Genomic DNA, 26,291 nt, shown 5'->3' on the forward strand with positions numbered 1-26,291 from the left:
CGAAACGTGCTTCCCGTAGAATCTTCGGTATGCCTAAATTTATGTTTCGGTGCGCCAAAGTAGCCGCCCGGACCCGCCCCGGGCGGACGGTGCGTCTCCGCGCCGCAGCCGTGGCCGCCGTCGTGCTTTCCCTGGTGCTGACCGCCTGCGGCGGGGGAGCCTCCGGCAACGGAGACGGCAAACCCGTGGTCCTGGCCACCTTCACCGTGCTGGCCGACGTGGCCCGGAATGTTGCGGGGGACAAGCTCACGGTGGAGTCGATCACCAAGGCCGGCGCAGAGATCCACGGCTACGAACCCACCCCGGGGGACATCAGGAAGGCCTCCAAAGCCGACCTCATCCTGGACAACGGACTCAACCTGGAGGCCTGGTTCGGGCAGTTCGTTGAAGGGCTGGACGTACCGCACGCTGTGGTGAGCGAGGGTGTGGAAGTGATGTCCATCAGCGAGGACTCGTACCAGGGCAAACCCAACCCGCACGCCTGGATGTCGCCGGTGAATGTGCAGACCTACGTGGACAACATGGTCCGGGCCTTCAGCGAGCTGGACCCGGACAACGCGGCTGCCTTCGCAGCGAACGGCGACGCCTACAAGGCCGAGCTCCAGGCTGTGCAGGACCAGATGACCGCCAGCCTGGCCGGCGTCCCGGAAAACCAGCGCGCCCTGGTCACCTGTGAAGGCGCATTCTCCTACCTGGCCCGCGACGCCGGGCTGAAGGAGGTCTACATCTGGGCGGTCAACGCCGAACAGCAGGCCACCCCGCAGCAGATCACGCGGGCCATCGAATACGTCAAGGCAAACCAGGTTCCCGCGGTATTCTGCGAATCCACAGTGTCCGACGCCCCCATGCAGCAGGTGGTGGAGGCCACGGGCGCCCGCTTCGGCGGCACGCTCTACGTGGACTCCCTCTCGGAAGCGGACGGGCCGGTCCCCACCTACCTGGACCTGATCCGGCACGATGCAGAGGTCATTACCAAGGCCCTCACCGCCGGAGCGGGATCATGAGCACCCCGGCCATCGCCGTGGACAACGTCACGGTGCACTACGGCGAGGTCCTGGCCCTCGACGCCGCCTCCCTGACGGTGGACCCGGCACGGATCTGCGGCCTGGTGGGCATGAACGGCTCCGGGAAATCCACCCTCTTCAAGGTGATCATGGGAATGGTCAAGCCCGACGCCGGCACCGTGCGGATTGGCGGCCAGTCACCTTCCAAAGCACGCCGTGAAGGTGGGATCGGCTACGTTCCGCAAAGCGAGGAAGTGGACTGGCAGTTCCCGCTGTCCGTGCGCGATGTGGTGATGATGGGCCGGTACGGCCACCAGGGGTTCACCCGCCGGGCATCCAAGGCCGACAGGGCTGCCGTTGACGAGGCGCTGGACCGGGTGGAGCTCGGCGATTACGCCGGCCGCCAGATTGGCCAGCTGTCCGGCGGGCAGAAGAAGCGTGCCTTCGTGGCCCGCGGCATCGCGCAAGGCGCCACCATCATGCTGCTGGACGAACCCTTTGCCGGCGTGGACAAACGGTCCGAGGCCACCATCACCCGCCTGCTGCGCGAGCTCGCCTCCGACGGCTGCACCATACTGGTGTCCACCCACGATCTCCATGCCCTCCCGCAGCTGTGCGACGAAGCCGTGCTGCTGATGCACAAAGTCCTCATGCACGGCCCGCCGGAGCTGGTGCTGCAGCCGGAAAACCTCGCCATGGCGTTCGGCCTGGACGTGCTCAACCGGAAGGAAGCGGGCTGACGATGGAACTCCTCCTCGAACCCCTCAGCTATGACTTCATGGTCCGGGCCATCGTCACCACCGCGCTCGCCGCCGTCGTCTGCGCAGTGCTCAGCTGCTGGCTGGTCCTGATTGGCTGGTCCCTGATGGGTGACGCCGTCTCGCATGCCGTCCTGCCCGGCGTTGTGCTGGCGTACATCGTGGGTGCCCCCTTCGCGCTGGGGGCGCTGGTGTTCGCCCTGATTGCCGTGACCCTGATCGGAGTAGTCCGTAATACCAGCCGGGTTAAGGAGGACGCCGCGATCGGCATCGTGTTCTCCTCCCTCTTTGCCCTGGGCCTGGTGCTGATTTCCGTCACGCCCAGCCAAACGGACCTGAACCACATCATCTTCGGCAACCTGCTGGGCGTGAGCATTCCGGACCTCATCCAGGTCCTGGTGCTGGGCGTTGTGGCTTTCGCCATCCTGATCCTCAAGCGGCGGGACCTCACGCTCTACGCGTTCGACCCCACCCACGCGCACGCCATCGGACTGTCCCCACAAAGGCTGGGGGCGCTGCTGCTGGGCCTGCTTGCCCTGACCTCCGTGGTGGCGCTGCAGACCGTGGGCGTGGTGCTGGTGGTGGCCATGCTGATCATCCCCGGCGCCACGGCCTACCTGCTGACGGACCGGTTCTCCCGAATGCTGGTCATCGCACCGGTGGTCTCGGCAGTTTGCTCCATCGCCGGCATCTACCTCAGCTATTACCTGGACACAGCCTCCGGCGCCATGGTGGTGCTCACGCAGGGTGTGGTCTTCGCCGTCGTCTACCTCTTCAGCCCGCGGCAGGGACTGATCGGTACCCGGCTGGCGAAGGCGCGGCGCAGGAAGGCCGCCGTGCTCGCCGCTGCCTGACCCGGCCACCGCTTGACTCGCCACCGCTTGACTCGGCCACCCGCGGCGGGCAGGCTGGAGCGATGAAGTCCTAGCCAGCAGCCGGCCATGCCGGGCTGCCTTCCCGAATCCAGGGCCGCCGTTGGGGACCGGAGAAATCCGGTCCACCCCGCGGCCACACTGCGGAACTTTTCGAGGACTTCCCTTGACTGAACACCTGACCCTTTCCGGAGTCTCCCACGGCTATGGCGACCGCCTGCTGCTGGACGGCATCACCCTGGCCATAACCCCCGGCGAACACGTGGCCGTCGTCGGCGAAAACGGGGCCGGCAAATCCACCCTGCTGCGCCTCCTGGCCGGCCTCGAAACCCCCGACGAAGGCACGGCGGCAATCCAGGGCCGGGTGGGCTACCTCGCCCAGACCCATGGCCTGCCGGAAACCTTCACCGTGGGTGCCGCCGTCGACGCATCCCTGGCCGCCCTGCGTGCCATCGAAGCGGAGCTTGACCGGCTGGAGGCGGGGCTGGCTGACGCCGGCGACGACGAGCTGGAAACCTACGGCAGGCTGCAGACGGAATACCAGCTGCGGGAAGGCTACGCGGCCGAGTCCCGGGTGGAGGCTGCGCTGGACCGGCTGGGCCTGGGCGGCCTGGACCGGAACCGGGTGCTGGGATCGCTGTCCGGCGGGGAGCAGGAACGGGTGGCCTTGGCGTGTGTCCTGGCAGATCCCGCGGACATCCTGCTCCTGGACGAACCCACCAACCACCTGGACGCCCGCGGAACGGCCTGGCTGGAGGACCGGCTGGCCGCCCACCGCGGCACCGTGGTGGTGGTTTCCCATGACCGGGTGCTCCTCCGCAAGGTGGCCAGCACCATCATCGAAGTGGATGCCGAGCGCCGCGCCGTGACCCGCTACGGCAACGGCTACGACGGCTACCTCCGGGAGAAGGCAGCCGAACGGGCGCGCTGGGTCCAGCAGTACCACACCTGGATTGATGCGATGGAGTCCGAAAAACGGCAGGCAGAGACTGTTGCCGGCACCATGGGGTACGGGCGCAAGCGCGACGGCGACAAGATGGGCTTTGACTTCAAGGCAGGCACCTGGCAGAAGGCCGCCAGCAGCCAGGTCCGGAACGCCCAGGAACGCCTGCGCCGGCTCGAAGCCAGCCCCGTGGACCGGCCGCCCGTACCCCTGCGGCTGAACGTTGATCTCGCCGCGGACCCGGGTGCTGCCACTTCCGATGCTGAGCTTTCCGGTGTGGGGACTTCCGGGTCAGCGCAGGACGGCGCGCCGGTGCTGGCTGTGCACGGGGTGTGCGTGCCCGGCCGGCTGGGAACCACCGACTTCCAAGCGGGCCCCGGCGAGAAGGTCCTGATCACCGGGCCCAACGGCGCGGGCAAATCCACGCTGCTCTCCGTCCTTGCCGGAGCCCTGGACCCGGCTGCCGGTTCTGTCACGCGGCCCGAACGCGTCGGCTACCTGCAGCAGGAACTGGAGCTGCCGCAACGGCCCTCCCTGCGCCTGCTGCCGGCCTTCGCCGCGGGCCTCGGCGGCAACATCGACGAGCACGCCGAGGCCCTCCTCCGCCTGGGCCTCTTCCGCACCAGCGAGTTCCACGTGCCCGTGGGAAGCCTGTCCGCCGGCCAGCAGCGAAGGCTGGCCCTGGCCCGCCTGCTGCTGGGCGGCTACGGCACCCTCGTCGTGGACGAACCCACCAACCATCTGGCGCCCGTGCTGGTGGAACAGCTGGAGGCGGCGCTCGCCGGCTTCACCGGGACTCTGGTGATGGTCAGCCACGACCGTGCCCTGCGGGAGTGGTTCGCGGCGTGCGCGCGGCGGAGCCGTGGTGAGTCCGGCGGCCCGGAAGGCAACCGTGCCGGGAACACCGCCGTCGGACGCTGGACCCGGTATTCCATGGACAAGGGCGTGCTCGCGCCGGTCTAGGGGCAGGCCCGGGAACCGGTGAGGTTTGCGTTAAGCAGTCTTTACCGGGGGACCGGCAGGCGGAAACATCGGCGGCGGAAGATAGGGCCATGCCCGTCATTCCGCCGGCCGAAAGGATCTGCCCGTGATCACCAGGAACCTTTTCATGCAGGGCATCTACCACTTCCAGGGTGTGGGGATGGAGAAACCCGTGCCCCTGCACAGCGAGCTCTCGCACTATGTCCCGGACGGCGTCGTCAACCAGGCGCTGTACTTCCGCGGCGGCAACTCCAGCGGCGAACTGATCGCCGTGGTGCTGATGCGCAACGGGGTGCCCATGCGGTATTTCCCCATCGGCGCCAAGGGTGACGTCCACGTCCCGCTGCGCGTTGTGGAGGACATCGAAGGCGGCTCGGCCATCGAGCTCTACCTGGCCGCGCCCGAGGGCGTCAACGGCACCGTGGTGATCGACCTGGGCATGGTGGAGCACTGATGACCAGCGTGGCCGAACGGGCCCAACCCCGGCCGGGCGGCCGGGCACGCAGCCGGGACAGCCGCCGGCGCCTGGTGGTCATCGGGAACGGGATGGCCGGAGCCCGCGCCGTGGAGGAGATCCTGGCCAGGGGCGGTGCGGAGCAGTTCAGCATCACCATGTTCGGGGACGAACCCTACGGCAACTACAACCGGATCATGCTCAGCCATGTCCTCTCCGGGGAGGAAAGCGATGCGGACATCTTCCTCAACCCGCTGTCCTGGTACGAGGACAACGGCATCACGCTCCACGCGGGGGTCCGGGCGGACAGGATCGACCGGTTCGCCAAGCACGTGTTTTCCAGCGACGGCAGGGTGACGCCCTACGACACCCTGGTCATCGCCACGGGCAGCCGCCCGCACCTGCCCCCGATGGACGGCCTCTACACGCCCGGCGGCTCGGTCAAACCGGGCGTCTTCGGCTTTCGCACCATCGACGACACCCGCAAAATGGCCGAGCACGCCCGGCATGATTATCACCGGCATGCCGTGGTGATCGGCGGGGGCCTGCTGGGGCTGGAGGCCGCCGCCGGGCTGCGCAGCTTCGGGCTGGGGGTGGACGTGGTCCACTCGGGCGGCCACCTCATGAGCGCGCAGATGGGGCCCGACGGCGGTGCGGTGCTCCGCCGGAGCGTTGAGGCACTGGGCATCGGGGTGCTGACGGGCAGCCGGACCACCGCCGTGCTCGGCAGGGACAGGGTGACCGGCGTCAGCCTCCGCGACCGGCCGGACATCGGCTGCGACATGGTGGTAGTGGCGGCCGGGATCCGTCCCAACGTGGACCTGGCTGTCCTCAGCGGACTGCCGGTGGAGCGGGCCATCGTGGTGGATGACCGGCTGCGCGTGCAGGATGAGGACGACATCTACGCCGTGGGGGAGTGCGTGCAGCACCGCGGTGAGGTGTACGGGCTGGTGGCACCGCTGTGGGAGCAGGCGGTGGTGCTGGCAAACCATGTGACCGGCGCGGATACCAGCGCCGCGTACCTGGGTTCGCGGACCGCCACCAAGCTCAAGGTGGCAGGGGTTGAGGTCGCCTCCATGGGCCTGCAGGGGCCGGAGCTCGACACCGACGAGCACATCGTCTTCTCCGAACCCAGCCGCGGGGTCTTCAAGTCCATCGTGGTCCGCGACAACAAGATGGTGGGCGCCACCCTCCTGGGCGACAGCCGCAAGGTGGCGTTCCTGACCCAGGCCTACGACCGAGGCCTCCCGCTGCCGGAGGAGCGGCATGGCCTGATGTTCGATCTCGGGACGCCCGGGGAGGACGTGGGCGTGGCGGAACTGGATGATGACGCCCAGGTCTGCAACTGCAACGGTGTCAGCAAGAAGGACCTGGCCGCAGCCGTGAGGGGCGGCTGCGCCTCGTTGTCCGGGGCCATGGACGCCACCCGGGCCGGGAAGGGCTGCGGCTCGTGCAAGCTCCTGGTGAAACAGGTGGTGGAGTGGGCGGCGGACGGGGCCGTGGAGGAGGACCCTGCCGCCACCTACTACGTACCGGGCATCCCCCTGGACAAGGCCGCCTTGATGGCAGAGATCCGGAAGCGCGGGCTCCGATCCGTTTCGGCCGTGTTCCACGCGCTGGCCCCGGGCGGCGCCGAGGACGCGAAGTCCAAAATGGGCCTGGCGTCCCTGCTCAAGATGATGCTCGCGGACCAGTACGTCGACGAACGCGATGCCCGCTTCATCAACGACAGGGTCCACGCCAACATCCAGCGGGACGGCACGTTCTCCGTGGTGCCGCAGATGAAGGGCGGCGTCACGTCCGTGCAGCAGCTGCGCCGGATCGCGGACGTGGCCGAGAAGTACAACGTGCCCCTGATCAAGCTCACCGGCGGCCAGCGGATCGATCTGCTGGGCATCCCCAAGGAGGACCTGCCGCAGGTCTGGGCCGACCTGGACATGCCGTCCGGGTACGCCTACGGCAAGAGCTTCCGCACCGTGAAGACCTGTGTTGGGAAGGATTTCTGCCGCTACGGGACGGGGGACTCCACCAAGCTGGGCGTCGAGATCGAATCCCGGTTCCAGGGCATCGAGTCGCCGGCCAAGCTGAAGCTGGCAGTCTCCGGCTGCCCCCGCAACTGCGCGGAATCCCTGGTGAAGGACGTGGGTGTGGTGGCTGTGGAAGGCGGCCGCTGGGAAGTCTACGTCGGGGGAGCGGCGGGAGCCCACATCCGCAAGGGCGACCTCCTGGCCACCGTTGACAGCCCGGAAGAGGTGAAGGTCCTGACCGGCCGTTTCATGCAGTACTACCGCGAACACGCCAACTGGCTGGAACGGACCTACGCCTTTGTGCCACGGGTGGGCATCGAGCATCTCCGCGCGGTGATTGTCGAGGACGCGGAGGGGATCGCGGGGCAGCTGGATGCCGCGATGCAGGCGTCCGTGGACAGCTACGTAGATCCGTGGAGTGAACGCGCGGATCCGCTGACGCCCGGCCAGTTCAGGACGTCCCTGCCGCTGACGGTCCTTCCGCAGGTGCCGGTCCGATGAGCGCCGCCGGTGCGGCCGCAGCGTTCCACATCCTCGGCCCCGTGGACCAGGTTCCGTTGGGGGAAGGCAGGGCATTTGCGGTGGAGGGCGAACAGGTGGCCGTCTTCCGGCTGCGCGACGGAACCGTGCGGGCGCTCGCGGCAGTCTGCCCGCACCGGGGCGGCCCCATCGCGGACGGCACCATCGACCGCCAGCAGGTGATCTGCCCGCTGCACCAGCACGCGTTCGACCTCACCAGCGGCTGCTCAACCACCGGCGCCGAACCGCTGCAGGCCTACCGCGTGAGCGTGGACGGTGAGCAGAACCTTGTGTTGGAGACGGGCGGGGTGTAGTGCGGGTCACGTAGCACCCCGGTGGGTCTTGTAGGATAGACGAGCCGCGCGAAGCTTCGGCGCCACAAGAGATTCCGCTCACATTCGGATGCCCAGAAGGCATTAATCCGAATTTGTGGGCGGAATCATGCGTGTTCCGGATGCGGCCAACCCCCCAACCCACAAGGAACAGTTGTGCCTCAAAGTACCCCCACAGATCTCCAGAACCCCACGGCACCATCCGCGGCCGTCGACCCCACCCTCAGCGCTGAGGGTTACAGCAAGACGCTGGGCAGGCGCCACGTCACCATGATCGCCATGGGCGGCGCCATCGGCGTCGGCCTCTTCATGGGCGCCGGCGGACGCCTGGCCTCCACCGGCCCCGCCCTGATCTTCTCCTACGCCATTGCCGGCGTCATCGCCTACCTGCTCATGAGGGCCCTCGGCGAGCTCATCATGTACCGCCAGACTTCCGGCTCGTTCGTGAGCTACGCCGGCGAAATGTTCGGCAAGAAGGGCGCGTTCCTGTCCGGCTGGATGTACTTCATCAACTGGGGCATGACCGGCATCGCCGAGCTGATCGCCATCGGCCTGTACTTCCAGTTCTTCTTCCCCAATGTTCCCGTGGAAGCTTCCGCCATCGCCGCGCTGGCCCTGCTGGTGGCCGTCAACCTGCTGAGCGTCAAGGCGTTCGGCGAGTTCGAGTTCTGGGCCTCCTGCCTGAAGGTGGGCGCCATCCTGACCTTCCTGGTGGTGGGCACGTTCATGGTGGTCACCAACGCCCAGGTGGGCGACGGCAACGCCTCCGTGGCCAACCTGTTCGCGGCCGAGGGCGGCATGTTCCCCAAGGGCGCCCTGGTGATGGTGCTGGTGCTCAACGCCGTGATCTTCGCCTACAACGGCATCGAACTGGTGGGCATCACCGCCGGCGAGATGCAGAACCCGCAGCGCGAAGTCCCCAAGGCGATCCGCGCCGTCGTCCTGCGCATCGTGGTGTTCTACGTCGGTTCCGTGACCCTGCTCGCCATGCTGCTGCCGTCCGACCAGTACGTGGCCGGCACCTCCCCGTTCGTCACCGTGTTCGGCCAGATGGGCCTCGCATGGGTGGGCGACGTGATGAACATGATCGTGATCACCGCGGCGCTGTCCTCCTGCAACTCGGGCCTGTATTCGATCGGCCGCGTCTTCCGCACCATGGCCAACAACGGCCACGCCCCGCAGTGGCTCACCCGGATGTCCCGCCGCCACGTTCCGTTCGCGGCCATCCTGGCCATCGCGGCGTTCTACCTGGTGGGCATCCTGCTGAACATCTGGCTGGGCGGCTCGCACGCCTTCGACCTCGCCCTGAACACGGCTTCCATCGGCGTGATCTTCACCTGGGGTGCCATCTTCGCCAGCCAGATCGCGCTGCGCCACAAGAAGGGCGTCACCTCCAGCCTGCCGATGCCCGGCTCCCCGTGGACCAGCTGGGCCGGCCTGGTCTCGCTGCTGGTTATCACCGTGCTGATCGGCTTCGACACCATGACCAGCAAGTCCGGCGAGGTGTTCTACCTGGGCCTGTGGACCCTGGCCACCATCCCGTTCTTCGCCCTGCTCCTGTGGCTCGGCTGGCAGAAGGTCAAGGCCAACGAACCGAAAAACGCCCTGTACAGCTGACGGTCCGCCGCCCCACCCCGCCCCAATCGCCGGAACGGTGCCCGTTCGCCCGAACGCTCCAGCGTCCGGGGAACGGTGCCCGTTCGCCCGAACGCTCCAGCGTCCGGGGAACGGTGCCCGTTCGCCCGAACGCTCCAGCGTCCGGGCACCGTTCCGGCGATTTGGATGCTGTCGCGGCCGTGGGGATCGGACTCAGCGCCGGAGGGCAGCGAGGATCCGGTTCTTGAACTCGTGCTCCCGGAACAGGTCGCTCCATTCCACGCGGAGGAAGAGCCACCCGTCTTCAGTGAGTGCTTTCTCCCGGCGCCGCTCCTGGAAGAGGACCTCGGCAGTTGGCTTGTAGTCGAAATACTTGACCCTTCCGTCGAATTCCAGGGCCACCTTCTTTTCCCTCCATGCGAAGTCAAGACGATGCCGGCCCACGCGGCTCTGGACCTCCACTTGGGCCTCGGGCAGGGGAAGCTGCAGCCGCACCAGAAGCTCCCGGGTCATCGTTTCTCCGGCCGACTCGGCGCGGATATCCGCGTTCGCCAGCGCCCGGCGAAGGTTTCGTATCCCGCTGCGGCCGAAAAGATTGCCCGCCATGGCATGCATCAGATCGGGGTTGGCGCCCAGTCTGAGCGCATGGTCCACGAGTATCAGCGCCTGGCGGTATTCGAGCGTCATGGCGCAGTCCACCACTGTCCGCTCAAGGGTTGTGACCCTCAGCTGTCCCAGGGTTGTCACGTCCGCCTCGGTATATGCCCGGGTATGGCCGCGGACATCCTTCCCGAGGCGTTCGCTGGATGGCCTTACCCGGAGCAGCACATGGATCAGGGTGTCCGCGTTCCACAGGAACAGGCCGTGAAGGCGGGCGGCTGAGGTGTGGCTGTAGACGAAGTTCCCCGTTGACGTGGTCAGCGTGCCATGGGCGTGCGCATGGATCAGTTGCAGGCCGCGGACTGTGGGAGACTGCTTCTCCCACAAGGAGGCCCGGATGTAGCAGCCGTACCTGAGGCGCACCAGGCCGCCGCGGCTGACCAAACGCCGGATGGCCCGCGAGTTGAGCCCGCTGGCATGCAGCTGGTCAGTGCGCCACAGGCTTCCAGTGGCCGGCAGCTGTGGCAAAGGAGCGGGGACTTGTGTCATCCGCCTAGCCTCCGGTGCGGAAAACGCCCTGGCCAGGTGTCGTCGTCGTTATGTGGAAAGCCCGCCCGTCGCCGGAACGCTGCCCGGCCGCCGGAACGGTTCAGCGTCCGGACACCGTTCCAGCGATTACGACTGCGGGGGCCGGGAACGGTGGTGCGGAGCGGCCGGCGGGGGCAGACTTGGGCGTGTGGACGAACCGTGGGTGCTGCACGTGGACCTTGACCAGTTCATCGCAGCCGTCGAAGTGCTTCGCCGGCCCGAGCTCGCGGGAAAGGCGGTGATTGTTGGCGGCCGCGGTGATCCCACTGAGCGGGCGGTAGTGTCCACGGCGTCCTACGAAGCCAGGGCCTACGGCGTGGGATCGGGAATGCCGCTGCGCATCGCAGCACGGAAAGTTCCCGACGCCGTAATCCTGCCCGTGGACCACGAGGCCTACCTCGAAGCCTCCGAGAAGGTCATGGCGGTACTGCGCTCACAGCCCGGCGCCACGGTCCAGGTGCTCGGCTGGGATGAGGCCTTTGTTGGCGTCCGGACGGAAGATCCGGAGTCCTATGCCCGCCGTTTGCAGCACGCCGTCCTGGAGGCGACGCAGCTCCACTGCAGCGTAGGCATCGGCGACACCCTGGTCCGCGCCAAGGTGGCAACGACGTTCGGCAAGCCGGCCGGGGTTTTCAGGCTCACGGAAGGCAACTGGCTGGAGGTCATGGGGAGCCGGCCGACGATCGAGCTGTGGGGCGTGGGGACGAAGGTGTCTGCCCGCTTGGCCAAGCTCGGCATTGGGACGGTTGCCGAGCTTGCCGCGGCCAACCCCGATGACCTGGTCCCCGAGTTCGGCCCGAAGATGGGTCCCTGGTACGCGCAGTTGGGGCGGGGCGACGGCTCGCGGACAGTCGACGACACACCCTGGGTGGCGCGCGGGCACAGCCGGGAAACCACCTTCCAACAGGATCTGACCGGGTCCGGGCAGATTGATGGTGCTGTGAGGGAGCTGGCGGCCCACGTCCTGGAGGACGTCGCCGCCGAGGGGCGGCCGGTGATCGGGCTGACGCTCAAGGTCCGCTACGCGCCGTTCCTGACCAAGACGTACGCCCGGAAGATCCCCGAAACATCGGACCCCGCGGAAGTGCTGGCGCGCGCCCTCGACCTTGCGGCGAAGATCGAGCCGGGCCGGCCCATCCGGCTCCTTGGGCTGCGCGCCGAAATGACGATGCCCGAGGATTCCCGGCAGGGGCATACCCCAACCCGCAGCGGATGGTGACGGGCTCCATCGATTGCTGCGTATCTGCCTTTATGCCGCCCCAAAACGGCAGTATTGGAGCAATCGATGAAGGTGTTGGTGGGGATACCCGCGGACATGCAGAACGGCGGCGGATCCCGTGGGATCCGCCGCCGTTTCGCCCTGCTTCAAGCCGTCCTGCTTCAAGCCGTCCTGCTTCAGGCCGTCCTGCTTGGGGCCGCCCGGCCCAGCCGGAGCGGCGCAGGAAAACCTAGTCGCGCTTGAACTCGTCCTTGACGCTCTCGCCGACCTTCTTGGCGTCGGCTTTGACCTGGTCCGCCTGGCCTTCGGCCTTCAGCCGGTCATTGTTCGTGGCGTTGCCGGCCGCTTCCTTGGCCTTGCCGCCCATGTCTTCGGCTGCGTTGCTGATCTTGTCTCCGAGGCCCATGATGGTGGCCTCCTTTCGTTTCCGGTGATCGAACATTTTCACACTAACACGAAGCATGCTTACTAATTCAAGAACCCCAGGGGCGCCGGGTTCTGTCGATTGCGGGGGTCCGCGGCTAGGCTCGAACCCATGGACCACAGCATCAGCCTCAGCCAGCACATCCACGCGTCGCCGGAAAAAGTCTGGTCCGTCATCACGGACATTCCCGGCTCGGCCACCACGCTGAGCGGGGTGGAGTCCGTCCAGCTGCTGACGGACGGCCCGTACGGCGAGGGAACGCGCTGGAAGGAGACCCGGAAGATGATGGGCAAATCCGAGACGGTGGAGATGTGGGTGGCGCAGGCTGAACCGCCGCGCAGCACCACCGTCAAAGCCGTCCAGGGCGGCGCCGACTACAGCACGCTGTTCACCCTCGCACCGCGCGACGGCGGAACGGACCTCAGTGTGACGTTCGGGGGAGAGGTGCACAAGCCGACCGCCGCAACCCGCATCATGATGGCGGTCTTCGGCAAGATGGCAATGGCGGCCACCCGGAAAGCGCTCCGCAAGGACCTGGCAGACATAGCGGCCAAGGCGGAATCCATCTAATGGCCGCGCGCACCCCGCGGGCAGCACCCCCCGGCGTCGCGGCACCGCGCCTGACCCCTGTCCGGCTCGAAAACCTGACCGACGTCGCCGAGCCGGACTTCCAGCGCGGAGGGCGGTACGACGGCGCGCGGTACAGCCGCGTGGCTGCCGAGGGGATGGACCTGGGTGGTGCGGATTTCATCGATTGTGAGTTCCGGGGCGCGGCGTTTAATGAAGCGCAGCTGCGTGGCTCCACCTTCCGCGACTGCATCCTGGAGGAGTTGTACGCGCCGGTCTTTCTGGCGGCCCGTTCCACCTGGCGGGAGGTTGAGATCCGGAATGCCCGCCTTGGTTCTGCTGAACTGTACGAGAGCGGCTGGCAGTCGGTCAGCATTGACGGCGGCAAACTCGATTTCCTCAACCTCCGTGCCGCCAAGCTCACCGACGTCGTGATCAGCGACTGCATCATCAACGAACTGGACCTCGGCTCTGCCACCGGAACGCGGGTGGCCCTGAAGAACTGCACCATCGGCTCCCTGGACCTCAGCGGGGCCAGGCTCAAGGACTTTGACCTGCGCGGCACTGAGCTCAGGGGGATCAGCGGTCTCGGCAGCCTTGGCGGCGTGGTTATTGACGACTCCCAGCTTGGCCTCCTGGCGCCCCTGCTGGCAGCTCATCTGGGGCTCACGGTCCTCTGAGCCTCCGGAGCGCCGGTGCGCTGAGGGGTTCCCGTATCCACGGCACACCCTCCCGTGTACTATTTACAGAACGAACGGTCGGTAAGTAGGGATCCGCCGGCCGATGATGACAGTGCTGTTTATCGCGTGAAGGGTGTTTCCATGGCTGCAACCGCAGGTCCACAGGCTTTCCTTGTTGGCGGGGTACGAACGCCGGTAGGCAGGTACGGCGGGAGCCTCTCCGCTGTCCGTCCCGATGACCTGGCCGCCCTGGTGCTCCGGGAGGCGGTCAGCCGGGCCGGACTGGACCCGGACAGCATCGACGAGGTCATCCTGGGCAACGCCAACGGAGCCGGTGAGGAAAACCGCAACGTGGCCCGGATGGCCACCCTCCTGGCCGGACTGCCCCTCCACATCCCCGGCATCACCGTCAACAGGCTGTGCTCGTCAGGGCTGAGTGCCATCATCATGGCCAGCCACATGATCAAATCGGGTGCGGCGGACATCGTGATTGCCGGCGGCGTGGAATCCATGAGCCGGGCGCCCTGGGTGCAGGAAAAGCCCGCAACGGCGTTCGCAAAGCCGGGCGCCATCTTTGACACGTCCATCGGCTGGCGGTTCGCCAACCCGCTGTTCCAGAAGGGCGAGCTGTCCCGCGACGGCAAAATGACCTACTCCATGCCGGAGACCGCAGAGGAAGTGGCCCGCGTGGACAACATCTCCCGCGAGGACGCCGACGCCTTTGCCGTCCGGTCCCACCAGCGCGCCCTGGACGCCATCGCTGCCGGGCGGTTCAAGGACGAGATCGTCCCGGTGACCGTCAGGACCCGCAAATCCGAGACCGTGGTGGACACGGATGAAGGCCCCCGCGAAGGCACCACCATGGAGGTCCTCGCCAAACTGAAGCCCGTGACGCACGGAGGCTCCGTGGTCACCGCAGGCAACTCCTCCACCCTGAATGACGGGGCGTCCGCCATCATCGTGGCCTCCGAAGCCGCCATCGAAAGGCTCGGGTTGACGCCCCGGGCACGCATCATCGACGGTGCCTCTGCCGGCTGCGAGCCGGAGATCATGGGCATCGGCCCTGTCCCCGCCACCCAGAAGGTGCTCAAGCGGAGCGGCCTCAGCGCAGGTGACCTGGACGCCGTCGAACTTAACGAAGCCTTTGCCACGCAATCCCTCGCCAGCATCCGGCGCCTTGGCCTGGATCCGGACATCGTGAACAACGACGGCGGCGCGATCTCCCTGGGGCACCCGCTGGGTTCCAGCGGGGCGCGGATCGCGATCACCCTCTTGGGCCGGATGGAGCGCGAGGACGCCAGGAGGGGCCTCGCCACCATGTGCATCGGCGTGGGCCAGGGTACGGCCATGCTGGTGGAGAAAGTCTGATGGCGGGCCCCGTGGACCTGGCCGCCGAGAAGTTCCACACCCTTCTGGTGGAGGAACGCACCGACCGGGTGGTGGTGCTGCTGAACCGGCCCGAGGTGCGCAACGCGATCGACCAGCAGATGGTGGACGAGCTGCACGTGGTGTGCGCCGCGCTGGAGCAGGAGCCCAAGGTGCTGATCATCGCGGGCGTGGATGGCGTGTTTGCCTCCGGCGCCGATATTGCGCAGCTGCGCGAACGGCGCCGTGACGACGCCCTGCAGGGCATCAATTCCACCATCTTTGTCCGCATCGCCAAGCTGCCCATGCCGGTCATTGCCGCGCTCGACGGGTACTGCCTGGGCGGCGGGGCGGAGCTGGCCTACGCGGCGGATTTCCGGATCGGGACGTCCAGCGTCCGCATCGGCAACCCCGAAACAGGGCTGGGAATCCTGGCCGCCGCCGGTGCAAGCTGGCGGCTGAAGGAACTGGTGGGGGAGCCCGTGGCCAAGCAGGTCCTCCTGGCGGGAAAGGTCCTCACCGCCGAAGAAGCACTGGCCGTCAACCTCATCACCGAAATCCACGACGCACCGGAACTCATGGACGCGGCGCACGGCCTGGCGGACAGGATCACCCGGCAGGATCCGCTGGCAGTCCGGATCACCAAGTCCGTGTTCCACGCCCCCGCGGAAGCGCATCCCGTCATTGACCAGCTGGCACAAGGCATCCTGTTTGAATCCGAGGCCAAATTCGACCGGATGCAGCAGTTCCTGGACAAGAAGAACGACAAGAAAACCGGCACGAAGGACGGCGGCAGTGCAGCCACCGCCGCCACCACCACCGGAACCCCGGAAGGCACAGAGAGCAGAGAGCAGAACCGATGAGCACACCCGAACTTTCCCCCGGCCTGCCCACTGATCTTCCCCACTTCGTGGGCGTCCTGGGCGGCGGCCGCATGGGCGCCGGAATCGCCCATGCATTTCTGGTCAAGGGCGCGGACGTGCTGGTGGTGGAGCGCGACGACCAGTCAGCGGAAGCTGCCCGTGAGCGCGTGGAATCAGCAGCGGCCAAGAGCATCGAGCGCGGCATGACGGACGTCAACCTGGACGAGATGGTGTCCAGGCTGTCAGTCTCCGTGGATTACGACGACTTCGCGGACCGCCAGCTGGTGGTGGAAGCAGTGCCGGAGGACTGGGACCTGAAAATCACGTCACTGCGCGGCATTGAGGAGCGGCTGGCCGATGATGCCTACCTGGCCTCGAACACGTCATCGCTGTCCGTGAACGGCCTCGCCGGTGAACTGAAGCGGCCGGACAACTTCCTGGGCCTGCACTTCTTCAACCCTGTTCCGGCATCCACGCTCATCGAGGTGGTGCTGGGGAAGCGCACGTCTCCCCAGCTCGCTGCCGCCGCGAAGGGGTGGGTGGAGGCACTCGGCAAGACCGCGGTCGTGGTGAATGATGCCCCGGGGTTCGCATCCTCCAGGCTGGGCGTGGCCATCGCCCTGGAGGCGATGCGCATGGTTGAGGAAGGGGTTGCGTCCGCCGAAGACATCGACGCCGCCATGGTCCTGGGCTACAAGCACCCCACCGGACCGCTGCGGACCACGGACATCGTGGGGCTGGACGTACGGCTCGGCATCGCGGAATACCTGCACTCCACCCTGGGCGAGCGGTTCGCCCCACCCCAGATCCTCAAGGACAAGGTGGCCCGGGGCGAGCTGGGACGGAAAACCGGCAAGGGCTTTTTCGACTGGCCCGGCTAGGAACGCAGGTCAGTCGAAGAAGCCAACGATGTAGCCGATGAAGTAGAGCAGGAACAGCAGGACGCCGGCCCCGATGGCGCCCATCCAGAAGATCTGCTGGCCCTTCCCTGAGCCCTTCTGCCGGGGCTCCTGGGTGCCTGCCACCGACCCTTCACCGGGAGGCGTTTCGCCGGGCGGCACCCCGCCGCCGGGCTCCAGGCCTGTGATCTTGTCATCCTCCGGGTCCGGATTGGTTCCTGACACGTAAACTCCCTCGCTCGCCGTCCTGATGCTGTCCCCAGCGTAACCGCCCCAGGTGGTTGCACCTAGGCTGGTGCCGTGACTTTCCTAGAACCCCTTACCCTCACGGGCAGGTATGTAACCCTGGAACCGTTGTCCAGGGAGCACCACGACGGCCTGGTGGACGCGGCCCGGGACGGCGAGCTGTGGCGGCTCTGGTACACCTCGGTGCCGGCTCCCGACGAAATGGCCGCTGAGATCGGGCGCCGCCTGGACCTGCAGGAGCAGGGATCCATGCTGCCGTTCACCACGCGGCTGGTCGACCCCGGCACCGGCGCTCCCGGCCGGATCATCGGCATGACCACCTACATGAACATCGACGCCGGCACGCCCCGGGTGGAGATTGGCTCCACCTGGAACGCCGCCTCCGTCCAGGGAACCGGGACCAACCCGGATTCCAAGCTCCTGCTGCTGCGGCACGCGTTCGAAACCCTGGGCTGCCCGGCCGTGGAGTTCCGGACGCATTGGCTGAACCACCAGTCGCGCGAGGCAATCGCCCGGCTGGGCGCCAAGCAGGACGGCGTGCTGCGCAACCACTCCAGGACCCGCGACGGGCTCCTCAGGGACACCGTGGTGTTCTCTATCCTGGAGCACGAGTGGCCCATGGTCCGGGCGGGCCTGGAATACAGGCTGGCCAAACGCGGTTAGCTGTTCCCCGCTAGCCGCTTAGTAGGCGCCGGCAGCGTCCAGGGCGGCGTAATACGCCTCGTAGCCCTCGGCATTCGGGTGGAAGCTGTCGGGGCTGCCCGCGCCGCCAAGGTTGATCCACGGGTCCGGGGACGAAGCTCCATGGCCAAGGAAAGCGGACCGCACGTCAACGTAGGTGGCGCCGGCGTCTCCCGCGGCCTCGGAGATGGCGCCGTTCAGGGCGTCGGCCAACTGGGTGGCCTGGTAGACGAACAGCGCGGCGGCACTTGTCTGCCCGGCCGGGATGGGGTCCAGGAGATAGGGGTATCCGGTGACTACAACCTTGGCATTGGGCGCGGCGGCCTGCACGCCCTCGATCATCGAGACGACGTCGCGGTACAGCTGCCCGCTCTCGAGCTGGGCTGTTGCATACGCGGTGGCAGCAGCACACTCTTGGCCCGGGGTTGCACCCGCCAACGCCACGCCGCAGTAGGTAATGATGGCGCCGAAGCCGAGGTTGTTGCCGCCGGCGGTGATGGTCACCAGTTCGGTGCTCTTGTTCAGCCGCCCAAGCTGGGAGTCCACCACATCCTGGGTTGTCTTCCCGCTGCACGCCTCGTTGACCATCAGTTTGATCGCCTTGGACCCGTCGGCGAGCTCTGAATACGTGTTGTCACTGCGATAGCAGTCATCAAGGTACGGCCCGGCTCCCTGCCCGGCGGCGAAGGAGTCTCCCAGCGCAATGTACTTGGTCTTGTCCGCAGCCTGTGCAGGCATGGTGGCCAGCCCTACTGCCATGGCGAGGGTGGCGAGGCCTGCTGCAAAAGCCGAGCGACGGCGTCGTACGGTGATATTTCCCAAGTGGCTCTCCTTGAACGGGTGGAAGAAGGCAAGTACGAGCCACCGTACTACCTGGCTGTGACGTGCACCTCCTGTGGCCGGTGTGATTAGCTGTGCGGATGAAGAAACCGGGCAGGCCCATGGACTGGGACGGTGCTGTCAACGCCTGGCATGTGGCCGGCGGCGTCTACCGCATGGGCAGGCGCGAGTGGCTCACCGAGTCGGGCTGGCGGCAGGCGTACGACGACGGCATCCGCACGGTGATTGATCTCCGCAACGAGGCGGAGGCGCAGCGCCGGGACACCGATCCCGTGGTGGGGGTGGCAGCCTGGTCCGGGATGGTGGTGGTTTCCGCGCCCACCGAGGAGCCGGGCGATCCGCGTTTTACCGAGGTGACCGGCCCCTACCTCAACGATCCTGCCCACTATCCGGAGAACGCGCGGCTGTTCCCGGACAAGCTGGTGGGCGTCTTCCGCGAGCTCGCGGCAGCCTCGGCCCGCGGCGCCGTGGTGCTGCACTGCGCGGCCGGCCGGGACCGCAGCGGCATGGTGGCGGCCATGGTCCAGGACCTTGCCGGGGACTCCGGGCGGGACATCGCCGACGGCTACCGGCGCGCGGCCCGCGGCATCAACGACCGCTACCGCACCCACGGCCCGCCCCATGCGCGCGAACGCTACCTCAGCGAGGCGGAACTGGTCCCGCTGCTTGAGGCGCGCGGAGAGGCCGTGGTGCAGTTCGTGCGGAGCCTGGATACCCGCGCGTTCCTGCTGGACAACGGACTCAGCGCCGCGGAGCTGGACGCCGTACGGGCCTTATGCGGAGCCGGGGTGTCCCGATGAGCATCCGCCGGGTCCTCTCCCTCGGCGCGGCTGCGGGCGTCCTCGCATCCTCCGCTGTTGTGGCTGCGCCGGGCTGGGCTGTGGTTCCTCCGGGAGACGGCACGGAAGCCAGCGCCGCCCTGCGCTCGGGCAGTCCCTTCCTGTCGGACGCCGCCCTGGCCGATGCCATGCAGCGGGACCTCGGCCTCACCCCGGAACAGTTCGCCGCCGCCGGGGACCTCGGTGCCCGGGCCGCAGCCGCCGCCGGGCAGCTCCGGGATGTCCCCGGTTATGCGGGCATCCGGCTCCAGGAGGGGCAGATCGTGGTGTCTGGAACAGGTGCAGAACTCCAGGACTCGGTGGCGGCGCTCGGCGCCGGCATCCCGGGCCTTGTTCTGGAGGCGGCTCCGACCGGCGCCGCGATGCCCGCCCCGCCGAACCCTGCCGTGCCGAACCCTGGTTCCGAGCTGGCGCTGAGCACGGAGCAGCTGTTCCAGGCGTACGTGGCCGAGGTGGGGCTGCAGGGACTGCAGGCGGTAGTCACCTCTGGAGGAAAGTTCGTCATCCGGACCGGTGGCGTCAACGCGCCGGAAGCGGCCCCGGACGGTACCGCGGCTGCAGAGGCCACGAGCTCCGAAGCGGGGCACGCCGGGAGGAAATCGCCGGCGGAATTCGTTGCCCGGTTCGCCAACGTGGAGCTCGACGACGGCACGCCGCTTGCCCCGGAGGCCGAGGTTCCCGGGGGAGTGGGCTACATCGCCGACACAGGCTGGATCTGCTCCACGGGCTTCTCGGCGTTTGACCCGGCCGGCCTGCCGGCCGTCCTGACGGCAGGGCACTGTGCTTCGGACGGGGAGGCGGAAACGGCGGAGCTGGAATTCCAGTTCAACCGGACCGGGCTGCTCGGGAAGTTCGGTTTCAGCCAGTTCGGCGGCCCCGGGAACAGCCCGGTCCTCCGGCCCGGGAGCGTGGATGATCCGCTCCAGCCGGATGACCCGGGCAACGTGGGAACAGATATCGCGGTGGTCGAATCCCTCCGTGAGGACCTGGACCCAGTGCCGGCAGCGAGCACCTGGGGCGACGTGTCCCAGCCGGAACCCGACGTCAAGATCATCGGGACGGCCGAGCCCGTGGCGGGAATGCCGGTGTGCCGTTCGGGCCGGACTTCGGCCTGGTCCTGCGGCACCGTGGATGCGGTGGGGATCTTTGTGGTTCCCGGGCCCGGCTTCGCCGCGGATCCCAACGACCTGCGGGCATTCAACGGCTTCCTGTCCTACGGCGTCCAGTCCAGCGGCGGTGATTCAGGCGGCCCGTATGTCAGCGGCAACTACGCCGTGGGCACCCATGCCGCCGGCGACACTCCTGACGAGCAGGGCAACGTGGTGGAGAATTTCGCAGTCGGGGCCACCCTGGCGGACAGCCTGGCCGTGCTGCCCGGTTACATGCTGGAACTCTTCCTCAACACGCCTTCGGTGTCCTCTCCGGCGCCCGGCACCACCTATGAACCGGGGCAGGTCATCGGCGGCACCGTCCCTGCGGCCCCTGCCTCTGCCGTGGCTGCCGGCTCGAAGGTCCGGATCACTATCCAGCAGCAGGACACCGTCGAGGTCCCCGTCAACGCCGACGGGACCTGGAGCTTCCCGGCGCCGGAGGGCAAGGGAACACTCCGCTTTACCGCGCAGACCGTCAACGGGTTCAGTGCCTCCGGTGCTGCGGACTTCGAGTTCGCCGCCGCTGCCCCGGAACCGGCCCCGGAAGAACCGGCCCCGCCGGTGCAGCCGGAGCCGGAAGAGCCCCCCGCCAGCCCGTTGCCCGCCCCGGCACCTGTGCCGGCAGACCCGGCGCCCGCACCTGTGCCGGCAGCCCCGGCCCCGGCGCCGGCGGATTCCTCTGCGGCTGGCCAGGACGCCGTCGTCGTACCTTCGCCTGCCGCCGCCCCTCCCGCGGACCCGTCAGGCTACGCGCGCCACCGCGACGGCGGCGGCCTGGCGTACACGGGTGCCAGCGCACTCCCGGCAGCGGGTGCTGCCGCGGGGGCGATCGCCGTCGGAACCCTGTTGACGGCACTCGTCCGCCGCCGGAGGCAGCACACCCCCGGATAGCGACGCGATCAGGCGCGGCCGGCAGGCTCCTTGTGGCGACGCATCAGCAGGTTGGTGATGCGGAGGGTGCAGAGCCGCTGCCCCGCCTCGTTGGTGATCAGCACCTCGTGGGTGGTGAGCGTGCCGCCCAGGTGGATGGGCGTGGCCGTAATGGTGATCTGCCCTTCCCTCGCGGAGCGGTGGTGGGTTGCCGAAACATCCACGCCCACCGCCGTCTTGCCCAGGGTGCTCGCATGGATCACGGCCGCCCAGGAACCCACCGCTTCGCCCACGGCCAGCGACGCCCCGCCGTGGAGCAGCCCGAATGACTGCCGGTTCCCCTCCACCGGCATGGTGGCCACCACGCGTTGGACGGACTCCTCAATAATCTTGACGCCCATCTTCGCGTCCAGTTCGCCGAGGGTGATCTTCCACAGCTCGTGCGCCGAAGGCTTGCTCTCGGCAGCATCCATGGGTGATGGGGCGCTCATTAGTTCTCCTCTTGGTGGCCGAATACCGTCATGGCCTTCTAGTGTGCAGCATGGCACTTCATGTATGGTGAATATATTACCGAACGGACGGTCAGTAATGACTCGTCCTGTTTGCCTGCCCCTTTGTTGGAAGGACCCGTCAACGATGACCACCACAGCCACAGCTCCCCAGGCCACGGTAGACACCGTGGAGACAGTGCCCAGCTTCATCATGGATTCGTGGTGGACGCCCGACGCCGGAGCGGCAGCTTCCGCAACGCCGGTCCGGGATGCCAGCACAGGGGAGGTCCTGGCCAAGGTGAGCACCGAGGGGCTGGACCTGGCCGCCGTTGTTGACTATGGCCGCACCACCGGCCAGAAGGAACTCGGCCAGTTCACCTTCCACCAGCGCGCCCTGAAGCTCAAGGAGCTGGCGCAGTACCTCAACGCCCGGCGCGAGCACTTCTACGCCTTCTCCGCCCAGACCGGCGCCACCAAGGTGGACTCGATGATCGACATCGACGGCGGCATCGGCGTCCTGTTCACGTTCGGCTCCAAGGGCCGCCGCGAGCTGCCCAACTCCCAGGTGGTGGTGGACGGGCCCATGGAGGTGCTGTCCAAGGACGGTTCCTTCGCCGGTGAACACATCTACACCCGCATCCCCGGCGTGGCCGTGCAGATCAACGCCTTCAACTTCCCCGTCTGGGGCATGCTGGAGAAGTTCGCCCCGGCCTTCCTCGCCGGCGTCCCCACCATCGTCAAGCCCGCTACCCCCACCGGGTACGTGGCTGCCGCCGTGGTCAAGGCCATCGTCGAATCGAACATCCTTCCCAAGGGCTCGCTGCAGCTCATTTCCGGCTCCGTCCGCGGCCTGCTGGATGTCCTGGACTACCGTGACCTGGTGGCCTTCACCGGCTCCGCATCCACGGCCCTCTCCCTGAAGTCGCACCCCAACGTGGTGCAGGGCGGGGTCCGGTTCACGTCCGAGACCGACTCCCTCAACGCCGCCATCCTCGGGCCGGATGCCGTGGAGGGCACCCCGGAATTCGATGCGTTCGTGAAGTCCGTGGTCACGGAGATGACGGCGAAGGCAGGGCAGAAGTGCACCGCCATCCGCCGGGCCATCGTGCCGCAGGAGCTGGTTGCCGCCGTCTCGGCGGCCATCGGCAAGCGGATCTCCGAGCGCGTTGTCCTCGGCGACCCGCGCGCGGACGGCGTCACCATGGGCGCGCTCGCGTCGGTGGAGCAACTCAAGGATGTCCGGGCGGCCGTCCAGACGATGCTGGACAACGGCGGTGAGCTGGCCTACGGGACGCTCGATTCGCCGTCGGTCACGTCCGCGGACGGATCCACGGGCGTGGTGGACGGCGGCGCGTTCATGGCGCCTGTCCTGCTGAACTGGCAGGACCCCGAGGCGGAGGAAGTCCATTCCCTGGAGGCGTTCGGTCCCGTGTCCTCGGTGATCGGGTACAAGGACCTTCCCGACGCCGTCCGCCTCGCCGCCCGCGGCGGCGGCTCCCTGGTCGCCTCGGTCTGCACCAACGATCCCGCGGTGGCCCGGGAATTGGTCACCGGCATCGCCGCGCACCACGGCCGTGTACTGATGCTCAACCGCGAGGACGCCCGTTCGTCAACGGGCCACGGTTCGCCCGTGCCGCACCTGGTCCACGGCGGGCCCGGACGTGCCGGCGGCGGTGAGGAACTGGGCGGCATCCGGTCGGTCATGCACCACATGCAGCGCACCGCCATCCAGGGCTCGCCGAACATGCTCACCGCCGTCACGGGTGTGTGGCACGCGGGCGCGGACCGCAACTTCACCGTCGAGACGGAGGGTACCCACCCGTTCCGGAAGTCGCTGGAGACCCTGAGGATTGGCGACGCCGTCCGCTCCGACCTGCGCCAGGTCACCCTGGAGGACATCACCGCGTTCGCCAACTCCACCGGCGACACGTTCTACGCCCACACCAACCACGAGGCCGCGGAAGCCAACCCGTTCTTCCCGGGCATCGTGGCGCACGGCTACCTCCTGCTGGCGTGGGGTGCCGGCCTGTTCGTGGAGCCGGCTCCGGGTCCCGTGCTGGCCAACTACGGGCTGGAGAACCTGCGGTTCATCACCCCCGTGGCGGCGGGCGACTCCATCCGGGTGACGCTCACCGCCAAGAAGATCACCCCGCGCGAAACCGACGAGTACGGCGAAGTGGCCTGGGACGCGGTGCTCACCAACCAGAACGACGAGATCGTGGCCACCTACGACGTCCTTACCCTCGTCGCCAAGTAGCCCCGCAGCCAAGTCACCCGCCTGGCACGCTCTCTCACTTGACGCCGGTTTCATCGTGACGCTCTCTCACCCAATGCCGGTTTGTCGCCAACGCTCTATCACTCGCCCCTGGTAGGTGATAGAGCGTTGGCGATTTATCAGCATCAAGTGAGAGAGGGTTTGGGGATTTCCTGCATCAAGTGAGAGAGCGTTTGAGGCTGGACCGGGCAAGGAGGCGGCCGGTTCTTTTTGGCGGGCGGAGGCGTAAAATTTTGCCCGTAGGAGGTGGCCACATGAACCTAAGAATGAACACAGCCACAACCGTCCTGCCAGTCGATGATGCAGCGCGCGCCCGAAGGTTCTACACCGAAAAGCTCGGACTCCCGCACCGCGGCATGACAGACGACGGAAGCGAATTGCTCGGCAGCGACGGCGGCCCCATGCTGCAGCTGATGCCGGTCTCGGACGGCAAGCACTCCGAGCACACAGCCCTGAGCTTCGAGGTCACGGATATCGAAAAAACGGTCCGCGACATGGAAGCCAGGGGGGTCGCGTTCCAGGACTACGATCTGCCCAACCTGAAGACACAGAACCACATCTGCACCACCGACTCGGAGAAATGCGCGTGGTTCATGGACACCGAACACAACATCCTGTGTGTCCACGAGAAGCTCGGGGTCCAGGCCGAATACGAACTCTAGCGGCGCAGCGAACTCCCCCAAAACACAGCAGGGGCGCCCCGGGTTTCCGGGGCGCCCCTGCTGCCGTTCCGGCAGGAAGCGGGGTTAGGACTCTGCGCCGCCGTGCAGGCTGTCGTCGCTGCTGTCATCCTCACGGCCGGTGCCGTGCCCGCTTTCGCTCTGGTCCGAGAGGTCCATGTTGCCCCGGGCCTCAGCCATGGTAGGGCCGCCGGAGGGGACGCTGTAGGTGTCCGGGCGGATGCCGTGAGACTGTTCCTCGATCAGTGCCTGCTCTTCGCTGAAGCGGATCACGTTGGCCTCATCGCCGGCGTCGCCGGGAACGTCCTCACGGACCTTCGAGGGGTCCGGAATGATGTATCCGGCGTCTGCTTCGTCTTTGGGGTGGCTCATTTTCTTACCTTCCTATCGGGTGTTACTTGTGGGCCGCGCGATGAGGTCCGCCTTGAGGTCAAGGCTCTGGTCCTGCCGCTTGACCTTGAAGCCTACGGTATCGCCGGGGTTGCGGTTCCGGAGTTCCGCCAGGAGCTTCTCCGGAGCGGTGAGGTCCACGCCCTCCAGGGACTCGAGGACGTCACCCGGGCGGATGCCCGCGCGTGCCGCCGGGCCGTCGTCGTCCACTGCCAGGACCACGACGCCGGTGCGTGCGTCGATGCCCAATTGGCCGGCGATCTGCGGGGTCAATTCTCCCGGGGTGAGGCCCAGATAGGCGTGCTCGGCAGTGCCGTCCGCCAGCAGTTCCTCGGCGACCTCCACGGCCGTGGCGGCGGGGATCGCGAACCCGAGGGCCACGGCCCCGGCTGACGGGGGAATGTAGGCCTCGCTGATGCCGATGATTTCACCGCGCATATTGATGACCGCTCCGCCGGAGTTGCCCGGGCTGATGGGGGCGTCGGTCTGGATCAGGTCCACCAGGGAGAGGCTGTTGGAGGCGGAACCGGGAATGGACCGGTGCAGCCCGGAGATGATCCCGGCGGTGGCGGTGTTCTCGAAGCCGAGCGGGGAGCCGAGCACCACGGCGCCCTCGCCGACGCGCGGGAGGTTGGTCTGGTAGACGGGTTTGGGCAGGCCGGTTCGGTTGGCCTGGACCAGTGCGAGGTCCGTGACGGGGTCGGTTGCCCTGACGGTTCCCTCCACCCGCTGGCCGTCCGCAAAGGCCACCTCAACGCGGGTGTTGCCCCGGACCACATGCTCGTTCGTCAGGATCAGGCCGTCCTCGGAGTAGACCACGCCGCTGCCCAGGCCGCCGTCCGTGAAAATGGTGACCACGGACGGTGCGAGGTTCTCCACCAGCTGGGGGATATCGCCCTCCTCGGCCGGCGCGGGGGCCGGCGCCGCTGTGCCGTCAGGCGTGGCCGTGGACGTCGGCCCGAGGCTGGAGGAGCCGCTGGGGGCCGGGGGAGGCGTGGAGCCGGTGCAGCCGGTGAGGGCCAGGGAAGCCGTGAGCAGTGCTGCCCCCGCGGCGGTCCGGAAGCGGTCCGGACGCGGCAGCGCCCGGCGGGTGACGGTATTCATGGACGGCCTCCTCCGGGTCCTGGCTGGTTTCTA

At 67.6% G+C, this 26,291-nt stretch carries 26 protein-coding genes; 19 read left to right on the top strand and 7 right to left on the bottom strand.

The window, feature by feature from the left end; translation table 11 throughout:
* Positions 1–29: 29 nt before the first annotated feature.
* The 8 genes from IEX33_RS00675 (at position 30) to IEX33_RS00710 (ending at position 9,507) form a co-directional block, all read left to right on the top strand.
* Complete coding sequence (locus IEX33_RS00675) at positions 30–1,004, top strand: metal ABC transporter substrate-binding protein (protein WP_308421937.1); 975 nt, start codon at positions 30–32, stop codon at positions 1,002–1,004.
* On the top strand, positions 1,001–1,744 hold the full coding sequence (locus tag IEX33_RS00680) for a metal ABC transporter ATP-binding protein (RefSeq protein ID WP_104184641.1): 744 nt from the start codon (positions 1,001–1,003) through the stop codon (positions 1,742–1,744). The genes IEX33_RS00675 and IEX33_RS00680 overlap by 4 nt, the downstream gene beginning before the upstream one ends.
* Before the next feature lie 2 nt (positions 1,745–1,746).
* The gene (locus IEX33_RS00685) at positions 1,747–2,616 is read left to right on the top strand and encodes a metal ABC transporter permease (protein ID WP_104184640.1); all 870 of its coding nucleotides are present in this window, start codon (positions 1,747–1,749) and stop codon (positions 2,614–2,616) included.
* Between the two features lie 184 nt (positions 2,617–2,800).
* A complete protein-coding gene (locus IEX33_RS00690; RefSeq protein WP_188726918.1) occupies positions 2,801–4,540 on the top strand; it encodes an ABC-F family ATP-binding cassette domain-containing protein in 1,740 nt (579 codons plus the stop codon).
* Between the two features lie 124 nt (positions 4,541–4,664).
* Complete coding sequence (locus IEX33_RS00695) at positions 4,665–5,012, top strand: molybdopterin oxidoreductase (protein ID WP_188726920.1); 348 nt, start codon at positions 4,665–4,667, stop codon at positions 5,010–5,012.
* On the top strand, positions 5,012–7,540 hold the full coding sequence (gene nirB, locus IEX33_RS00700; protein ID WP_188726923.1) for a nitrite reductase large subunit NirB: 2,529 nt from the start codon (positions 5,012–5,014) through the stop codon (positions 7,538–7,540). The genes IEX33_RS00695 and nirB overlap by 1 nt, the downstream gene beginning before the upstream one ends.
* Entirely contained in the window at positions 7,537–7,872 is a 336-nt protein-coding gene (locus tag IEX33_RS00705; protein ID WP_188726925.1) for a Rieske (2Fe-2S) protein, read from the top strand. The genes nirB and IEX33_RS00705 overlap by 4 nt, the downstream gene beginning before the upstream one ends.
* A 174-nt stretch (positions 7,873–8,046) precedes the next feature.
* Positions 8,047–9,507, top strand: coding sequence for an amino acid permease (locus IEX33_RS00710; RefSeq protein ID WP_188726927.1), 1,461 nt, complete (start codon positions 8,047–8,049; stop codon positions 9,505–9,507).
* Positions 9,508–9,699: 192 nt separating this feature from the next.
* On the opposite strand, the gene IEX33_RS00715 is transcribed toward IEX33_RS00710, so the two are convergent.
* Positions 9,700–10,635 carry a type IV toxin-antitoxin system AbiEi family antitoxin domain-containing protein gene (locus IEX33_RS00715; RefSeq protein WP_188726929.1) on the bottom strand — a complete coding sequence of 312 codons (936 nt, stop codon included), beginning with the start codon at positions 10,633–10,635 and terminating at the stop codon, positions 9,700–9,702.
* Between the two features lie 187 nt (positions 10,636–10,822).
* On the opposite strand from IEX33_RS00715, the gene IEX33_RS00720 reads away from it, so the two are divergent.
* Positions 10,823–11,893, top strand: a complete 1,071-nt coding sequence (locus IEX33_RS00720) for a DNA polymerase IV (RefSeq protein ID WP_446686949.1) — start codon at positions 10,823–10,825, stop codon at positions 11,891–11,893.
* Positions 11,894–12,122: 229 nt separating this feature from the next.
* Here the strand turns inward: IEX33_RS00720 and IEX33_RS00725 are convergent, their stop codons facing one another.
* Positions 12,123–12,299, bottom strand: a complete 177-nt coding sequence (locus IEX33_RS00725; protein ID WP_066280975.1) for a CsbD family protein — start codon at positions 12,297–12,299, stop codon at positions 12,123–12,125.
* A gap of 129 nt (positions 12,300–12,428) precedes the next feature.
* On the opposite strand from IEX33_RS00725, the gene IEX33_RS00730 reads away from it, so the two are divergent.
* The 5 genes from IEX33_RS00730 to IEX33_RS00750 all read left to right on the top strand — a co-directional run bounded on the left by IEX33_RS00730 (position 12,429) and on the right by IEX33_RS00750 (position 16,673).
* The gene (locus IEX33_RS00730) at positions 12,429–12,887 is read left to right on the top strand and encodes an SRPBCC family protein (RefSeq protein WP_188726931.1); all 459 of its coding nucleotides are present in this window, start codon (positions 12,429–12,431) and stop codon (positions 12,885–12,887) included.
* Positions 12,887–13,564, top strand: coding sequence for a pentapeptide repeat-containing protein (locus IEX33_RS00735; protein WP_188726933.1), 678 nt, complete (start codon positions 12,887–12,889; stop codon positions 13,562–13,564). Before IEX33_RS00730 ends, IEX33_RS00735 begins: the two co-directional genes overlap by 1 nt.
* 141 nt (positions 13,565–13,705) lie before the next feature.
* Positions 13,706–14,932 carry a thiolase family protein gene (locus tag IEX33_RS00740; RefSeq protein WP_188726935.1) on the top strand — a complete coding sequence of 409 codons (1,227 nt, stop codon included), beginning with the start codon at positions 13,706–13,708 and terminating at the stop codon, positions 14,930–14,932.
* Positions 14,932–15,792: an enoyl-CoA hydratase/isomerase family protein gene (locus IEX33_RS00745; protein ID WP_229675161.1), complete on the top strand. Its 861-nt coding sequence runs from the start codon at positions 14,932–14,934 to the stop codon at positions 15,790–15,792. Before IEX33_RS00740 ends, IEX33_RS00745 begins: the two co-directional genes overlap by 1 nt.
* The gene (locus IEX33_RS00750) at positions 15,789–16,673 is read left to right on the top strand and encodes a 3-hydroxyacyl-CoA dehydrogenase family protein (RefSeq protein ID WP_188726937.1); all 885 of its coding nucleotides are present in this window, start codon (positions 15,789–15,791) and stop codon (positions 16,671–16,673) included. Before IEX33_RS00745 ends, IEX33_RS00750 begins: the two co-directional genes overlap by 4 nt.
* Positions 16,674–16,682: 9 nt before the next feature.
* Here IEX33_RS00750 and IEX33_RS00755 read toward each other — a convergent pair whose 3' ends face one another.
* On the bottom strand, positions 16,683–16,916 hold the full coding sequence (locus tag IEX33_RS00755; RefSeq protein ID WP_174177928.1) for a DUF6480 family protein: 234 nt from the start codon (positions 16,914–16,916) through the stop codon (positions 16,683–16,685).
* A 75-nt stretch (positions 16,917–16,991) separates the two neighbouring features.
* Here IEX33_RS00755 and IEX33_RS00760 point away from each other — a divergent pair, with 75 nt between their 5' ends.
* On the top strand, positions 16,992–17,600 hold the full coding sequence (locus IEX33_RS00760; RefSeq protein WP_188726939.1) for a GNAT family N-acetyltransferase: 609 nt from the start codon (positions 16,992–16,994) through the stop codon (positions 17,598–17,600).
* An 18-nt stretch (positions 17,601–17,618) separates the two neighbouring features.
* Here IEX33_RS00760 and IEX33_RS00765 read toward each other — a convergent pair whose 3' ends face one another.
* Positions 17,619–18,440: an SGNH/GDSL hydrolase family protein gene (locus IEX33_RS00765; protein ID WP_188726942.1), complete on the bottom strand. Its 822-nt coding sequence runs from the start codon at positions 18,438–18,440 to the stop codon at positions 17,619–17,621.
* Between the two features lie 98 nt (positions 18,441–18,538).
* On the opposite strand from IEX33_RS00765, the gene IEX33_RS00770 reads away from it, so the two are divergent.
* A complete protein-coding gene (locus IEX33_RS00770) occupies positions 18,539–19,258 on the top strand; it encodes a tyrosine-protein phosphatase (protein WP_229675162.1) in 720 nt (239 codons plus the stop codon).
* Positions 19,255–21,339 carry a S1 family peptidase gene (locus IEX33_RS00775; RefSeq protein WP_229675163.1) on the top strand — a complete coding sequence of 695 codons (2,085 nt, stop codon included), beginning with the start codon at positions 19,255–19,257 and terminating at the stop codon, positions 21,337–21,339. The genes IEX33_RS00770 and IEX33_RS00775 overlap by 4 nt, the downstream gene beginning before the upstream one ends.
* 8 nt (positions 21,340–21,347) lie before the next feature.
* Here the strand turns inward: IEX33_RS00775 and IEX33_RS00780 are convergent, their stop codons facing one another.
* The gene (locus tag IEX33_RS00780; protein ID WP_229675164.1) at positions 21,348–21,809 is read right to left on the bottom strand and encodes a PaaI family thioesterase; all 462 of its coding nucleotides are present in this window, start codon (positions 21,807–21,809) and stop codon (positions 21,348–21,350) included.
* 145 nt (positions 21,810–21,954) lie between these two features.
* On the opposite strand from IEX33_RS00780, the gene paaZ reads away from it, so the two are divergent.
* Complete coding sequence (gene paaZ / locus IEX33_RS00785) at positions 21,955–24,066, top strand: phenylacetic acid degradation bifunctional protein PaaZ (protein WP_188726945.1); 2,112 nt, start codon at positions 21,955–21,957, stop codon at positions 24,064–24,066.
* Positions 24,067–24,350: 284 nt separating this feature from the next.
* Positions 24,351–24,746, top strand: coding sequence for a VOC family protein (locus tag IEX33_RS00790; protein ID WP_229675165.1), 396 nt, complete (start codon positions 24,351–24,353; stop codon positions 24,744–24,746).
* Positions 24,747–24,830: 84 nt separating this feature from the next.
* Here IEX33_RS00790 and IEX33_RS00795 read toward each other — a convergent pair whose 3' ends face one another.
* The gene (locus IEX33_RS00795; RefSeq protein ID WP_174177942.1) at positions 24,831–25,136 is read right to left on the bottom strand and encodes a hypothetical protein; all 306 of its coding nucleotides are present in this window, start codon (positions 25,134–25,136) and stop codon (positions 24,831–24,833) included.
* A gap of 12 nt (positions 25,137–25,148) precedes the next feature.
* Positions 25,149–26,258, bottom strand: a complete 1,110-nt coding sequence (locus tag IEX33_RS00800) for a S1C family serine protease (RefSeq protein ID WP_188726947.1) — start codon at positions 26,256–26,258, stop codon at positions 25,149–25,151.
* Positions 26,259–26,291: the final 33 nt, after the last annotated feature.

Origin of the sequence: Pseudarthrobacter scleromae (assembly GCF_014644515.1) — a bacterium.
Taxonomy (GTDB): Bacteria; Actinomycetota; Actinomycetes; order Actinomycetales; family Micrococcaceae; genus Arthrobacter; species Arthrobacter scleromae.

What these genes read in the sequence shown, in the direction of transcription:
- IEX33_RS00675 (WP_308421937.1), top strand. Translation starts at nt 30, where the DNA reads ATGCCTAAATTTATGTTTCGGTGCGCCAAAGTAGCCGCCCGGACCCGC.
- IEX33_RS00680 (WP_104184641.1), top strand. Translation starts at nt 1,001, where the DNA reads ATGAGCACCCCGGCCATCGCCGTGGACAACGTCACGGTGCACTACGGC.
- IEX33_RS00685 (WP_104184640.1), top strand. Translation starts at nt 1,747, where the DNA reads ATGGAACTCCTCCTCGAACCCCTCAGCTATGACTTCATGGTCCGGGCC.
- nirB (WP_188726923.1), top strand. Translation starts at nt 5,012, where the DNA reads ATGACCAGCGTGGCCGAACGGGCCCAACCCCGGCCGGGCGGCCGGGCA.
- IEX33_RS00705 (WP_188726925.1), top strand. Translation starts at nt 7,537, where the DNA reads ATGAGCGCCGCCGGTGCGGCCGCAGCGTTCCACATCCTCGGCCCCGTG.
- IEX33_RS00715 (WP_188726929.1), bottom strand. Translation starts at nt 10,635, where the DNA reads ATGACACAAGTCCCCGCTCCTTTGCCACAGCTGCCGGCCACTGGAAGC.
- IEX33_RS00725 (WP_066280975.1), bottom strand. Translation starts at nt 12,299, where the DNA reads ATGGGCCTCGGAGACAAGATCAGCAACGCAGCCGAAGACATGGGCGGC.
- IEX33_RS00730 (WP_188726931.1), top strand. Translation starts at nt 12,429, where the DNA reads ATGGACCACAGCATCAGCCTCAGCCAGCACATCCACGCGTCGCCGGAA.
- IEX33_RS00735 (WP_188726933.1), top strand. Translation starts at nt 12,887, where the DNA reads ATGGCCGCGCGCACCCCGCGGGCAGCACCCCCCGGCGTCGCGGCACCG.
- IEX33_RS00740 (WP_188726935.1), top strand. Translation starts at nt 13,706, where the DNA reads ATGGCTGCAACCGCAGGTCCACAGGCTTTCCTTGTTGGCGGGGTACGA.
- IEX33_RS00745 (WP_229675161.1), top strand. Translation starts at nt 14,932, where the DNA reads ATGGCGGGCCCCGTGGACCTGGCCGCCGAGAAGTTCCACACCCTTCTG.
- IEX33_RS00750 (WP_188726937.1), top strand. Translation starts at nt 15,789, where the DNA reads ATGAGCACACCCGAACTTTCCCCCGGCCTGCCCACTGATCTTCCCCAC.
- IEX33_RS00770 (WP_229675162.1), top strand. Translation starts at nt 18,539, where the DNA reads ATGAAGAAACCGGGCAGGCCCATGGACTGGGACGGTGCTGTCAACGCC.
- IEX33_RS00775 (WP_229675163.1), top strand. Translation starts at nt 19,255, where the DNA reads ATGAGCATCCGCCGGGTCCTCTCCCTCGGCGCGGCTGCGGGCGTCCTC.
- IEX33_RS00780 (WP_229675164.1), bottom strand. Translation starts at nt 21,809, where the DNA reads ATGAGCGCCCCATCACCCATGGATGCTGCCGAGAGCAAGCCTTCGGCG.
- paaZ (WP_188726945.1), top strand. Translation starts at nt 21,955, where the DNA reads ATGACCACCACAGCCACAGCTCCCCAGGCCACGGTAGACACCGTGGAG.
- IEX33_RS00790 (WP_229675165.1), top strand. Translation starts at nt 24,351, where the DNA reads ATGAACACAGCCACAACCGTCCTGCCAGTCGATGATGCAGCGCGCGCC.
- IEX33_RS00795 (WP_174177942.1), bottom strand. Translation starts at nt 25,136, where the DNA reads ATGAGCCACCCCAAAGACGAAGCAGACGCCGGATACATCATTCCGGAC.
- IEX33_RS00800 (WP_188726947.1), bottom strand. Translation starts at nt 26,258, where the DNA reads ATGAATACCGTCACCCGCCGGGCGCTGCCGCGTCCGGACCGCTTCCGG.